Genomic DNA, 13122 nt, shown 5'->3' on the forward strand with positions numbered 1-13122 from the left:
CTAAGATTCTCAAAACCACCAAGGAACGACAAAAAATATATTAATTTTGTGATTAGCTTAAAACAATCTCATTATCAATCCCAATCTCCCTCAAAAAAATCTCATCGTGTGAAATCACTAACAAAGTTCCATGATAATCTTTAATAGAATTGGTTAGAATTTCTACATTTTGAAGATCCAAATTATTCGTTGGTTCATCGAGAATAATCATATCAGGAGCTTTATTGCTGATGGAAAGTCCGCACAGAAGAAGTCGCAGACGCTCACCGCCACTCAGAACATCACCTATTTTATCCCATGTTTCTTTTCCGAATAAAAATCTTGATAATAATGTTTTCACTTCAGATTCTTGTAACGCATTATCGTTGAATTTTTGAGCAAAATCGTAAATCGTTGAATCTCGATCAATCAAAGAATATTCCTGATCAATATAAATCGAATTAAAATCCGACTTCGAAATTTTTCCGACAGACGGTTTCAAATCCTCCAACAACAGCTTTATCAAAGTCGTTTTTCCCGAACCGTTCGAACCTTTGATAGAAATTCTGTCACCACTTCTAATTTCAAAATTGAGATTTTCCTGCCAAAGGTTTTCTTCATTATATTTAAAATTAATTTCCGCTGCCGAAATCAAAATCTTCCCGGAATGCAGTTCTGAATCATTAAAATTGACTTTCATTTGATCCGCATTTCTCACAGACGAAAGCAAATCCCGCAAATCACCAGAAATATCATTGATTTTCTCAGCGTGAATCGTTTTCAATTTTGAAGAATTTTTCTCGGCATTATTCCTCAACGTATTCATCATAATTCTCGCCACACCCGATTTTTCCTGCTTTCCTTTTCCTCGCGCATCGAGTTTTTGCTTTCGTTCCAAAGTTTCACGTTCCTTTTCTTTTGCTTTTTTCAACGCACGTTCTTTGGAATGAATATCGTTTTGCAACGCCTCATTTTCAATTTCTTTTTGTTCGGCATAAAAATCATAATTTCCGCCATAAGTCGAAATCCCCTGATTGCTCAATTCAAAAATAGTATCAACTAAATTCAATAAAGTTCGGTCATGACTGACAATTACAACCGTCGAATTTGTCTTTTCAACAAGCTCATACAGCAGATTTCTGCCTTCCAAATCAAGATGATTCGTTGGTTCATCCAATAAAATAATTTCAGGCTGATTAATTTGAATTCCCGCTAGAAAAACCTTTGTTTTTTGTCCGCCACTCAGGCTTTCTAATGTTTGATTTACATCTAAATTTTCAAGTTCCCAATACTGTAAAGCGATTTTAGAGCGTTCTTCAATATCCCAATCGTCATTTAAAGTTTCGAAATACATTTCATCCACTTCTCCATTCGTTATTTTTTGAAGTGCATGTAATTTTTTGTCGATTTTTAGGCATTCAGCAACTGTCAGATGATTAAAATTCCCGAACATCTGCGGAACATAGAAAATATCACCCTGAATATTGACGCTTCCTTCCAAAGGTTCAATTTCATTCGCAATAATTTTCAGCAAGGTAGATTTCCCCATGCCGTTACTTCCGACCAAAGCCGATTTTGTATTTGATTGTATCGTTAAGTTAATAGAATTAAAAAGCAGATTCCCCGCAGGAAACCCAAAAGATATATTGTGTAGAAAAAGCATGATTTCTTTCTTAATTAAGGTTAAACTTCAATAACATTTTCGTTATTGTTCAATTAAATCTGAAAGAAATTATATCCTACATTATCGTTTTCTGGGTTTTGTGAGTCGCAAAGATAATAATTTTTAAACATTCTTCTATTTAGTTTTCTATTACTCATTGCCCATTATTCATTACTTATTTTCAGGAGCTATTTCCCGCTTTCCGTTGCAATCTTTTTTTTCAAAAAAGGATTTTCACTCAATCGGGGCTAGGGTATTTGTCGCCATTTCAGCACCTCGAAACATTCAGAAAGTTTGTCATCCTGAAAGGATCTAGACACGCATCTTTCAATATTACAATTCTAAAAATGTTATTTAGATCCTTTCAGGATGACAAAGAGATTGGAAAATCATTATGAAAAATACTGCAAAACAGATTCTTCTTCACACTTTTTCTCCATTCAAAATAACATTACAGTATAAAATCATCAACTCTTAAAGCTTAAAACACTCTTAGTCTTAAACGCTAAAAACTTTCATCAAAAATCCGTAACTTTGCAAACTACTAAAAATTTTATGGAAAGTATTAAAGTTCACGACAAAACTTTTGTTCCTTATCTGGAGGACGCCGAAATTCAGGAGATCGTAAAAGCAACAGCTTTAAAAATTTATGAAGATTACAAGGACGAAGTTCCTGTTTTCATTGGTGTTTTGAACGGAGTTATCATGTTCTTCTCAGACCTTTTGAAACATTATCCAGGTGAATGCGAGATTGCTTTCATCCAAATGAGTTCTTACGCAGGAACAGAATCTACAGGAATCGTTTACCAGAAAATGGAATTAACGAAGGACGTAAAAGACCGTCACATCATCCTTGTAGAGGACATTGTAGACACAGGAAATACGGTTGAAAGCCTTTTCAAATATTTTAGCGAAACACAGCGTCCAAAATCTGTAAAAATCGCTTCTTTCTTATTGAAACCGGAAGTTTATAAAAAAGATTTCAAATTAGATTATATCGGAAAAGAGATTCCGAACAAATTTGTTCTTGGTTATGGTTTAGATTATGATGAATTAGGAAGAAACCTTCCGAATTTATATCAATTATCTGACGGACAAATCAACCATTAAACGCTGTTGGCTATTAGCTGATAGCTTTTAGCCTAAAAAAGTAAAATAAAGAAATAAATTTAATAATAACTTAAAAATGCTAAAGGCTAAAAGCAAATAGGCTAATGGTAAAAGCCAATTGCAAACTGCCAAAAGCGCTTCAACATTATGATAAACATTGTTCTGTTCGGCCCTCCAGGAAGTGGAAAAGGAACTCAAGCTCAGAATCTGATCGAGAAATTTAATTTAAAACAAATCTCAACAGGTGACCTTTTCAGATTCAACATGAAAAATGATACTGACCTTGGGAAACTGGCAAAGTCTTACATTGATAAAGGAGAATTGGTTCCGGATCAGGTAACGATCGATATGCTGATTGACGAATTGAGAAAACCAACGGATGCTGCAGGATTTATTTTCGACGGATATCCGAGAACTGCAGTTCAGACAGAAGCTTTGGAAAAAATCGTAAAAGATGAATTAAACGACAACATCGATGTTTGTCTTTCATTAATCGTAGAAGATACTATTTTGGTTGAAAGATTGCTGAAAAGAGGCGAAACAAGCGGAAGAACCGATGACAGCAATGTAGAAATCATCGAAAACAGAATTAAAGAATATTATGCAAAAACAGCTGAAGTAGCTGAATTGTATAAGCAGCAAGGAAAATATGTAGAGGTAAACGGAGTTGGCGAGATCAACGAAATCTCTGAAAAGCTCTTTGCTGAAGTAGAAAAAATAAAATAAGGATTTAGAATTTAGGGATTCGGATTTAGCATTGCTCAAATCTATTCCCTAATCCCTGAAGCCTAAACCCTAAAAGAATTATGTCAAATTTTGTAGATTACGTAAAGATTCATTGTAAAAGCGGTCATGGTGGCGCAGGTTCTGCCCATCTTCGTCGTGAAAAATATATTCCGAAAGGAGGTCCTGATGGTGGAGACGGAGGACGTGGTGGTCACGTTATCATGAAAGGAAATGCTCATGAATGGACTTTACTACCTCTTCGATACACGCGTCACATAAAGGCAGAACGTGGTCAGAATGGAGCTAAAAACCAGCTTACAGGAGCTTACGGAGAAGATATTTATATCAATGTACCTATCGGAACCATCGCTAAAAATGAAGACGGAGAAATCGTTGGTGAAATCCTGGAAGACGGTCAGGAAATCATCCTGATGGAAGGTGGAAAAGGTGGAAAAGGAAACGAACATTTCAAATCTTCTACCAACCAAACGCCTAGATTTGCACAACCGGGAATGGACGGTCAGGAAGGTTTTATCGTTTTCGAACTTAAAATCTTAGCTGATGTTGGATTGGTAGGTTTCCCTAATGCAGGAAAATCAACCCTTCTATCATCTGTTTCTGCTGCTAAACCGAAAATTGCCAATTATGCTTTTACCACTTTAACGCCCAATTTAGGAATTGTAGACTACAGAAATTACAAATCTTTTGTAATGGCTGATATTCCGGGAATTATTGAAGGTGCAGCGGAAGGAAAAGGTCTTGGTCACCGTTTCCTGAGACATATTGAAAGAAACTCGATCCTATTATTCCTTATTCCTGCAGATTCTGAAAGTCATTTCCAAGAGTTTAAAATCTTGGAAAATGAATTACAGGAATACAACCCTGAATTATTAGATAAAGATTTCATCATTTCTATCTCAAAATCCGATCTTGTGGATGAAGAGCTTAGAAAAGAGATCTCTGCAGAATTCCCTGAAAATAAAAAACCTTTATTTTTCTCAGGAGTTACAGGAGAAGGTCTTATGGAATTGAAAGATGCGATCTGGAAGCAGTTGCACGGATAAGAAAATATCTTATACAATATAAAAAAAGGATAAACATTGCTGTTTATCCTTTTTTGTTTACTGTAAATTATTTTATTGCTTTACTATTTTTTTAGAATAATGTTTTTTACCATCAAATAAAATTTCTATAATATAATTGCCAGCTACAAGTGTAGAAAGGTTAATTGAAATAATATTATTTTTATTATTGATTATATTTTGTTGTACTAACCTACCATTGCCATCATATATTTTAATTTCTGCTGTATTAAAGTCAATCTTAGATTTTATTAAAATATTTTCTTTAGTAGGAATAGGATATATACTTATGTCATTATTTTGTAGATCGTTATAAGTCTCCTGTTTAAAATCTGCTTTCTTATCTGTGATTATATTACTCGGATTGAAAGTAGGTTTAAAATTGAAGCAAGTATTCTCATTAGAAACAAATAAGTAATCACTTTTGCCTGGTCCAGGTTTTAATAAAACATCAGTATCAATTAAAATATATTCCTTTGCTCTGAAGAGGATATCCGCATTATCAGTGAACGATTGATTTTCAATTCTTATTTTTTGCGGAGAGTTAAGTAATTCAAAATGCCACCTGTCGAAATGTCTATCTTTAACATTGACCTCACCTCCATTAGAAGGATTCATCTGCCATGAAATTTTTGTTGCATTTCCTGCATCGACTCTACCAGAACCAATTTTCCCAATATATGGTATATTTGTACTGATATCATCAATTGATACAGATGAAAGCTTTAATATTGATTCAACCTCATCAGGATTTAAGCATCCGTTTGCTGTAAGCATTAAACTTGCTGTTCCTGAAACATGTGGAGCTGCAGCTGAAGTTCCTCCATAATTGTTATATTCCTGAGTACCCTGCGGAGGAACAGTAGTCAAATATACAGTTGAGAAGCCACCAAAACCAGGTGCCATTATATCAACTTTATCATTGGTTTGAAAAGTTGTGTTAGGATTTCCGGGACGATTCTCAACTCTATCTCTCCAGTTTGAAGGCAACCCAGCCGAACTTCCATAGGTTGCAATCCATCCAACATCTTGAGATCCAACACCACCCACACTTATAACATGATTATAGCTAGCTGGATAATAATACGTGAAGGGATTCCCTGATCCGGAAACAGTCCCATTTCCAGCGGATACGATAATAACACTACCATTATCGTGAATTTCATCAATTATCATCTGCTCATAGGTGCTTGGCTGAGAAAGCTCGGAACCCCAACTAGCATTAATTACTCTAGCCCCATTTTGTGAAAGTTCAAGCATGCTTCCGACAGATATTCCGTAGCTTAATACAGAAGAATTGAAACCAATTCCTGCAATACCCAGATTATTATCTGTATTTGCCCCTATTATTCCTGCACTTGCTGTCCCATGACCATCAGGAGCTACAGGATTAGAATATAGAGAAAATACTTTTCCGCTCAGGTCAGGATGATCTAATTTTGCAGGTGTGTCTGAAATGCCAACAAAAAATTTGGGATCTCCATGACTATAATCCCATGCTTCTTTTACATTTATTAAATCATAAGTTTTGGAGTTTAGATAGTCTCCAGAAAAATGATAGTCGTTTGGTGTATATAATAACTCAGGCTGAGAAGCATATTCTGTATTAGGAAAATAACTTCCGAATCTTTGTGATAATAGATCCTTCAAATCAAAACTACTGCATTCTAGTACATACACATTTCTCAGTTTTTCAGTTTTTGAAGTAGGAAATGCTTTTTCAAATTTATATATCGAATAATTTGAAAACAGTCTGTTTACTTCCTGATCAGTATGTACAAGATGTATTTTATTATCTGTTGTCTTGTTTATTTTTGGAACATTCTTTTCACTTGGAATCTCTACATAAAAGAATTTATTTTGTCCAAAAGAAAAGGATGAAACAATTAATAATAGAGGTAATATTTTATTTCTCATAAATTCAAATTTAATATTACTTGAACTTACTTTCTAAAGCTTCAATACGCTTTTGTTGTTCAATTGCATGAAGAGTAAGCTCTTCCACCTTCTTTAAGAGTAGAATATTCATTTCTTTTAGCTCTATTCCATTTTTAATAGCTTCTTCAGTAGTTGGAACTTCAGGCAAATGGCCATTTTTACTTATAAATTGATCAAGCTCATTCAATGGCATTAGTTTATAATCTTTTTCAAAAACATAATCTGCCCAGCCATTACTTGCTGCAATATCAACTTTTACTTTTTCTGTTCTTATACCGTCTTTTACGAAAAGTTTATATTTTTCTCCATCTTGAGAAACACCATCTGCTGGCAATTGGTTGGTGAATTGTCCGATCCCAATGGTACCATTATTTCCTATAATCCAATTTCCAATATTTAGCTGATTATTTCCTCCTGATGTTAAAACGTTCAAATTATTACCAATAACAATATTCTCATTACCTGCTGCAATATTATTTCCTGTTTCAATACCTATCCCAATATTATTGTTTCCACTAGAAACTCCGCTTAGAGCTCTTTTTCCAAGGGCTGAGTTTCCAACACCTGAATTTGTTCCTGACATTGCACCATAACCAATTGCTGTATTATTCTCAATATTATCATTAACTGTAGCATTGTATCTTGCAAGAGCAGCAAAACCAACTGCTGTATTCGCTTTGGATGTTCCAAGACCGTTTATTGCATTTCCTCCTACAGCAGTGTTAGCTGTAGCAATAGTACTATTTGCGTTAGCATTTACTCCTATTGCAGTATTTTGCCCTCCTGATACATTTGCTCTTAAGCTATTTGCACCTAAAGCTGTATTTGCTCCTCCTCCTATATTACTAACAAGTGCACCTATACCAACTGATGTATTGGCGAATCCTACAAAATTATCATTTCCTCCTCCTAAAAACAAGTTACTATCCAAACCTGAACCGCTGTCTATATTCTGAAATATTACCCTCCCTTTAGTATTTAGTTTCATCCATTCTATATTATTAGTTTTAAAAACAAGAGATTGGTTATCTGTAGTTCCTAAAAAATTAGTAGTTGGACTAGTTGCTCCGTTTCCTGTAAGATTCCATGATTGTGCATTTGCAGCAAAACCTAAGACTGTTGCAATTAAAATTGTAGTTTTTTTCATGATTATAAATTAATTTTTAAATTCAAGTAAAATTATATCATTTATAATAGAATATTTTATGTAATTAATCTAAATCATTACATTATAACAACAAAAAACTCCCTCTGCTAGAGCCTTTATGAACTTTTCTTTAATTATTGACTAGACCATATCTTTTGGAACAATTATTGAGAGACTCCAATCAAATTTAAACTATGAAATATTTACTAGGTCTTTTTGCATTTGTTGTATTATTTTCGTGTAATTCTCAAAATGCACAAAACTCACAAAATAGCAAATCACAATATTCTACAATTGAATATAAAACAACACCTTGTTTCGGATTTTGTCCTGTATTTGCGATGACTATCAATCCTGACAGAACTGCGGTTTTAGAAGCGGAACATTTTAACTTTACAAAAACACCTTCAAAAGATGAGTTTTCAAAACCTCGCGAAGGAACCTTTAAAGCAACAATTAAAGAAGCAGATTATAATAAATTAGTTTCTCTATTAAATGGTTTAGATGTTAAAAATTTAAATGAAAACTATGGACAAAAAAACGTATCAGATCTTTCAAGTTCTAATTTAACTGTAAATTTTGCCGATGGTACCTCAAAAAAAGTGGAAGATTATGGAAAAAGAGGAAGCGAAAAATTGATTGAAGTTTACAAATTTTTTGAAGATTTAAAACTTAATCAGCAATGGACCAAAGTCAAGTAATATACTTAAAAATATTTAAACTACCTTTGCATAATATAATTCCTTCACATTGAGGGAATTTTTACTTTAAATAAAAAAATAATTCATTTGAATTTTACAGACCTAAACCTAATAGACCCCATTGCAAAAGCAATTCAGGAACAGGGATATACAACCCCTACTCCTATTCAGGAAAAATCTATTCCTGAAATCTTAAATGGCAGAGACTTCCTAGGATGTGCACAAACCGGAACCGGAAAAACGGCCGCTTTTGCCATTCCTATTTTACAAAATTTATCCAAAAATAAAGTACAAAACAAAAATATAAAAGCTCTTATTCTGACTCCGACAAGAGAATTGGCGATACAGATCGAAGAGAACATTAAAGCTTACGGAAAATACCTTCCATTAAAGGAACTGGTGATTTTCGGAGGGGTAAAACAAGGAAGCCAGGAAACTGCTCTTAGAAGAGGGGTTGATATTTTGGTGGCGACTCCGGGAAGATTGCTTGACTTTATTGCTCAGGGAATCGTAAGTTTAAAAAACATTGAGATATTTGTACTTGATGAAGCCGACAGAATGTTGGATATGGGCTTTGTACATGATGTAAAAAGAGTTATTAAACTTTTACCTCAGAGAAGACAGACTTTATTTTTCTCAGCAACAATGCCTTCTGAAATTCAGAAATTAGCAGATTCTATCTTAAATAATCCTGTAAAAGTAGAAGTTACTCCTGTTTCTTCAACAGCTGAAACCATCAAACAATCGGTTTATTTTGTTGAAAAAGATGACAAACTAGATCTTCTTACTCATATTTTGCAAAATGATATTTCTGATTCCGTTTTAGTCTTTTCAAGAACGAAACATGGAGCAGATAAAATTGCAAGAAAACTTCAGGCGAGCAAAATTTCTACAGAAGCTATTCATGGGAATAAATCTCAGAATGCCCGTCAGAATGCTTTAAATAATTTTAAATCAGGAAAGACAAGAGTTCTTGTTGCAACAGATATTGCAGCGAGAGGAATTGATATTGACGAGCTTAAATACGTTGTTAATTTCGAGCTTTCCGACGTTTCTGAAACGTATGTTCACAGAATCGGAAGAACAGGAAGAGCGGGTGCAGAGGGAAGTTCAATCTCTTTCGTAGATGGACTTGACTTATTAAACCTGAAAAATACCGAAAAGCTGATCGGAATGAAAATTCCTATTGTAAAAGATCACCCTTTTCACACAGATAATTTAGTAGCACAGAAAAGAGATTCTAATAATAAACCTGCAGGTGCAAGATCTCCTAGACCGTCTCAAACTGCGAATACTAAGAAAAAACCAGCAGTAGATGCCGGAAAGAAGCCTAAAAACAAGAGCTTTTTCAGAAAAAAATAATATAAAAGCCTTCTCAATTTGAGAAGGCTTTATTTTTTGATTTTGGCTAAAGCCAATTGGAATTATTTTTTTTGTTAAACGGACTAAAGTCCGTTCCTATTGATCTTATTTAAACAAATTCTTTGCATTCTCAGTTGTAATTCTATCGATCTCAGAAAAATCTTTACCATAAATATTCACCAGCTTTCCGGCAACCAAATCCAGGTAAGAACTTTCGTTTCTTTTCCCTCTGTGAGGAACGGGAGCCAGATATGGAGAATCTGTTTCCAGAACAATTTTGTCTAAAGGAATTTCGTTTAAAAATTGATCGATTTTACCATTTTTAAAGGTCACTACTCCACCAATTCCCAGAATGAAATTCAGATTGATTGCGTGTTTTGCCCGTTCTAAATCTCCTGAAAAACAATGGAAAATTCCGCGAAGTTTTGGATGTTTTTTTCTTTCTAGTACTTCAAAAGTTTCGTCAAAACTTTCTCTTGTGTGAATTACAATTGGTAGATCCATTTCAATTGCCCAGTCAATCTGCTGTTCAAAAGCTTTAACCTGAATATCTAATGTCGTTTTATCCCAATACAGATCAATTCCAATTTCTCCGATTGCAGGAAAATGTTTTTGATCAAGATAATTTTTAACAATTTCTAATTCTTTTTTCCAAGATTCAGGCTTTACATAACAAGGATGAAGTCCCATCATTGAGAAAATCTGATTCGGATAATCTGCTTCCAATTGCAGCATTTTTTCGTGAGATTCTGAATCGATTGCCGGAAGATAAAACTCTGTAATTCCTTTATCTAAAGCTCTTTGAATAGCTTCTTTTCTATCTTCATCAAACTCTTCTGAGTATAAATGGGTATGTGTATCAATCATTGTTTTTAAAATTTTAATAGATCTTCATAAGGATTTTCAAGGTTCATCAACAAGCCAAAAGCGGGTTCTGTTTTGATTCCTTTTTTCTTTAATTCTATTATTTTTTGTTTAAAATCTTCTCCTTTTTCCTGTAATATTTTGTATTCTGCGATCATGTGTCGATAAGCATTCTGTTTTGTTGTCGGTTTATTTTGTCCGAAAATTTCGATGGGAAATTCTTCCAACATAGAATTCAAAATAATGCAATTTTCATTATTAATTATATTCTTTTCAATTGTAAAATCAATATTTTGAGGTAAAATTTGATTTAAAACTTCCAGAAATTCGGTCTCATTTTTAACCTCACAAATTATATCTAAATCACTACCTTCAACATCAATTTCAATCGGAATTGTTCCGGATAAAATGGGTGAATAATTACTTAATTTTTCGAAAATTTCGTGATTGGTAAGAACTTCATAAGCTCTTTTTTGCTTATTATTTCCCTCTTTTAAATAATCAAGTTTTGTAAAGTCGATCATTTGAAAACTGGAATATTTTATGTTTAACTTTTTTACGTTGAGCCTCAATCTTTTCGTTCAGTTTTTCTTTAAACTCAAGGTATTTTGGATCTTTATCGTCATTCGTTCTGTGCTCTAAAGCTTTATTGATCTTAAAATTTTCTTTAATAAAATCCTGTGTTTCATTAGAAAAATAAGCGCTCCCGAATTTTTCAAAAATATAATTTACTGCCTGAGAATTCGGATGTATCATATCTTCTTTATAAAAGCGGTAATCCCGAAGATCATCCATTAAAATCTCATAAATCGGAAGATAATGACAATTTTCAAACAATAAAATCGCTTCATGAATAGCTGTGATCAATTTTGACTTACTTAACTGATTTTCAATCATTCCATCCTTCGTATGACGAACTGGTGAAACCGTAAATAAGATCTGAACATCATCTTTACAAATATCTTTAAGGTTTAAAATCGTATTGTAAATGGAATCTGTGAGTTCCTGATGGGTCAACAATCTCTTTTCGAAGAATTTTTGGGGAATTTTATGACAATTGGCAACCAATTTATTCTTAGGAAGAAATTCATAAATAAATGAAGTTCCGTAAGTTATGATTACCCAATTGGTATTTTGAAGAAACCGATTTCCTTCTTCAATTTTGGAATTTATTTTTTCTAAGGTCTGATGAACAAATCTTGTGTCGAAACTCGTGTGATGATCCAAAGAAATAAATTCATCATTAAAGGTGATTAAATCCTCTTCATGATAAAAATCAGAATCATGAAGCGTCTTAATGGAATTACTGATTGAAAACGGGTTAAAAACAGTCCCAAACGGATTGTTGACGGTTTGAAGCTGGCCATCATAAAATAAATCTGACATTTCAGAGGCAAAACATGAACCTATTGAAAATATTTTATCTTCAATTTCTATTTTTTTCTCTGATTCTTTGATCTCAACTTCAGTCCTGAATTTCATTGTATAAAGTTTAGGATTTAGGAATTAGGGCTTAGCTTGCACCGTTTGAAAGGAACTAATTCCCAAGCCCTAAATCCTATTACCTAATTTAACTCTCTCTTCTCAAAAGATAATTCGCCAGTTCTATAAACGGCTTTTTCTTTTCTTCCGGAATATCTATTTTCTTAAGGTAGCTTTGACCGATTTCGTTGTGTTTTTCGATCAAACGCAAGGCTTTTTCGTCAACTTTAGTTCTTCTGAAGATCTTTTCAACGTTATAAACTTTGTCGATATTATCTGTCTTTTTAGAATACCAATAATCCAGTTCTTTTCTTTCTTCGTCCGTTGCATGCTCTCTCGCCATCAGATAAAGAACTGTTTTTTTGTTCTCGTAAATATCACCTGCATGTTTTTTTCCAAACTGCGCCTGATCTCCGAATACATCCAAATAATCATCCATGATCTGGAAAGCAATCCCGATGTGTTTTCCGAAGTTGAAAATTGCTTTAGCATCTTTAAAATTAGCTTTAGCAATCAATGATCCGATCTCGAAAGAAGATGCACTTAGAACACCTGTTTTATACGTAATCATTCTGATATAATCATCAAAAGTTACGTTTTCCTGCGTCTCAAAATTGATATCATACTGCTGACCTTCGCATAAAAGAAGTCCGGTATGTGTAAAAATTCTGATACAAGCTTTAAAAATTTCAGGTTCAAGGTCTTCAAAGAATTTGTAAGCCTTTAACATCAATCCGTCTCCGGAAAGAATTCCCACATTGATTCCGTGTAAAGTATGAATCGTAGGTTTATTTCTTCTTAAAGGAGCTTCATCCATAATATCATCATGGATCAAAGTGAAGTTATGGAAAAACTCGATTGCCAAGGCAGGTTTGATCGCCTGTTTAAGATCGCCGCCAAACAAATCACAAGCCATCAACACCATGATCGGACGAAGACGTTTTCCACCGTGGGAAATAATGTAGTTCATCGGATCGTACAATTCAGTAGGTTTATCTTTAAAAGTGTACTTGGTAATGGCGTCCGCAACAATTTGTTGGTATCTGTCTAAAAATTCCATAAAATCAT

The 13122-nt window shown here is 33.7% G+C and carries 12 protein-coding genes; 5 read left to right on the plus strand and 7 right to left on the minus strand.

Translation table 11 applies throughout. From position 1 onward, the window contains the following. Positions 1-52: 52 nt before the first annotated feature. Positions 53-1642, minus strand: a complete 1590-nt coding sequence (locus AC1Q7L_RS11480) for an ABC-F family ATP-binding cassette domain-containing protein (RefSeq protein WP_492306071.1) — start codon at positions 1640-1642, stop codon at positions 53-55. 555 nt (positions 1643-2197) lie between these two features. Between AC1Q7L_RS11480 and hpt the strand changes: the two genes are divergently transcribed. The 3 genes from hpt to obgE all read left to right on the plus strand — a co-directional run bounded on the left by hpt (position 2198) and on the right by obgE (position 4542). Then, positions 2198-2752, plus strand: coding sequence for a hypoxanthine phosphoribosyltransferase (gene hpt / locus AC1Q7L_RS11485; protein WP_066751064.1), 555 nt, complete (start codon positions 2198-2200; stop codon positions 2750-2752). Positions 2753-2899: 147 nt separating this feature from the next. Beyond that, entirely contained in the window at positions 2900-3478 is a 579-nt protein-coding gene (locus AC1Q7L_RS11490; protein ID WP_410693373.1) for an adenylate kinase, read from the plus strand. 80 nt (positions 3479-3558) lie between these two features. Beyond that, positions 3559-4542, plus strand: coding sequence for a GTPase ObgE (gene obgE / locus AC1Q7L_RS11495; protein ID WP_410693372.1), 984 nt, complete (start codon positions 3559-3561; stop codon positions 4540-4542). A gap of 72 nt (positions 4543-4614) precedes the next feature. On the opposite strand, the gene AC1Q7L_RS11500 is transcribed toward obgE, so the two are convergent. Then, entirely contained in the window at positions 4615-6477 is a 1863-nt protein-coding gene (locus AC1Q7L_RS11500; protein ID WP_492306072.1) for a S8 family serine peptidase, read from the minus strand. Positions 6478-6493: 16 nt separating this feature from the next. Then, entirely contained in the window at positions 6494-7645 is a 1152-nt protein-coding gene (locus AC1Q7L_RS11505) for a hypothetical protein (RefSeq protein ID WP_492306073.1), read from the minus strand. Between the two features lie 194 nt (positions 7646-7839). On the opposite strand from AC1Q7L_RS11505, the gene AC1Q7L_RS11510 reads away from it, so the two are divergent. Beyond that, positions 7840-8346, plus strand: a complete 507-nt coding sequence (locus AC1Q7L_RS11510; protein WP_492306074.1) for a DUF6438 domain-containing protein — start codon at positions 7840-7842, stop codon at positions 8344-8346. Between the two features lie 87 nt (positions 8347-8433). Then, entirely contained in the window at positions 8434-9708 is a 1275-nt protein-coding gene (locus AC1Q7L_RS11515) for a DEAD/DEAH box helicase (protein ID WP_492306075.1), read from the plus strand. A gap of 105 nt (positions 9709-9813) precedes the next feature. Here AC1Q7L_RS11515 and AC1Q7L_RS11520 read toward each other — a convergent pair whose 3' ends face one another. The 4 genes from AC1Q7L_RS11520 to AC1Q7L_RS11535 form a co-directional block, all read right to left on the minus strand. Then, entirely contained in the window at positions 9814-10575 is a 762-nt protein-coding gene (locus tag AC1Q7L_RS11520) for a TatD family hydrolase (RefSeq protein ID WP_492306076.1), read from the minus strand. 5 nt (positions 10576-10580) lie between these two features. Beyond that, a complete protein-coding gene (locus tag AC1Q7L_RS11525) occupies positions 10581-11096 on the minus strand; it encodes a DUF4269 domain-containing protein (protein ID WP_492306077.1) in 516 nt (171 codons plus the stop codon). Then, positions 11074-12054: a GSCFA domain-containing protein gene (locus tag AC1Q7L_RS11530; protein ID WP_492306078.1), complete on the minus strand. Its 981-nt coding sequence runs from the start codon at positions 12052-12054 to the stop codon at positions 11074-11076. The genes AC1Q7L_RS11525 and AC1Q7L_RS11530 overlap by 23 nt, the downstream gene beginning before the upstream one ends. Before the next feature lie 88 nt (positions 12055-12142). After that, the gene (locus AC1Q7L_RS11535) at positions 12143-13114 is read right to left on the minus strand and encodes a polyprenyl synthetase family protein (RefSeq protein WP_410693361.1); all 972 of its coding nucleotides are present in this window, start codon (positions 13112-13114) and stop codon (positions 12143-12145) included. Positions 13115-13122 lie beyond the last annotated feature (8 nt).

This window comes from Chryseobacterium sp. GW823-FHT05E08 (genome assembly GCF_058795655.1).

What these genes read in the sequence shown, in the direction of transcription:
- AC1Q7L_RS11480 (WP_492306071.1), bottom strand. Translation starts at nt 1,642, where the DNA reads ATGCTTTTTCTACACAATATATCTTTTGGGTTTCCTGCGGGGAATCTG.
- hpt (WP_066751064.1), top strand. Translation starts at nt 2,198, where the DNA reads ATGGAAAGTATTAAAGTTCACGACAAAACTTTTGTTCCTTATCTGGAG.
- AC1Q7L_RS11490 (WP_410693373.1), top strand. Translation starts at nt 2,900, where the DNA reads ATGATAAACATTGTTCTGTTCGGCCCTCCAGGAAGTGGAAAAGGAACT.
- obgE (WP_410693372.1), top strand. Translation starts at nt 3,559, where the DNA reads ATGTCAAATTTTGTAGATTACGTAAAGATTCATTGTAAAAGCGGTCAT.
- AC1Q7L_RS11500 (WP_492306072.1), bottom strand. Translation starts at nt 6,477, where the DNA reads ATGAGAAATAAAATATTACCTCTATTATTAATTGTTTCATCCTTTTCT.
- AC1Q7L_RS11505 (WP_492306073.1), bottom strand. Translation starts at nt 7,645, where the DNA reads ATGAAAAAAACTACAATTTTAATTGCAACAGTCTTAGGTTTTGCTGCA.
- AC1Q7L_RS11510 (WP_492306074.1), top strand. Translation starts at nt 7,840, where the DNA reads ATGAAATATTTACTAGGTCTTTTTGCATTTGTTGTATTATTTTCGTGT.
- AC1Q7L_RS11520 (WP_492306076.1), bottom strand. Translation starts at nt 10,575, where the DNA reads ATGATTGATACACATACCCATTTATACTCAGAAGAGTTTGATGAAGAT.
- AC1Q7L_RS11525 (WP_492306077.1), bottom strand. Translation starts at nt 11,096, where the DNA reads ATGATCGACTTTACAAAACTTGATTATTTAAAAGAGGGAAATAATAAG.
- AC1Q7L_RS11530 (WP_492306078.1), bottom strand. Translation starts at nt 12,054, where the DNA reads ATGAAATTCAGGACTGAAGTTGAGATCAAAGAATCAGAGAAAAAAATA.
- AC1Q7L_RS11535 (WP_410693361.1), bottom strand. Translation starts at nt 13,114, where the DNA reads ATGGAATTTTTAGACAGATACCAACAAATTGTTGCGGACGCCATTACC.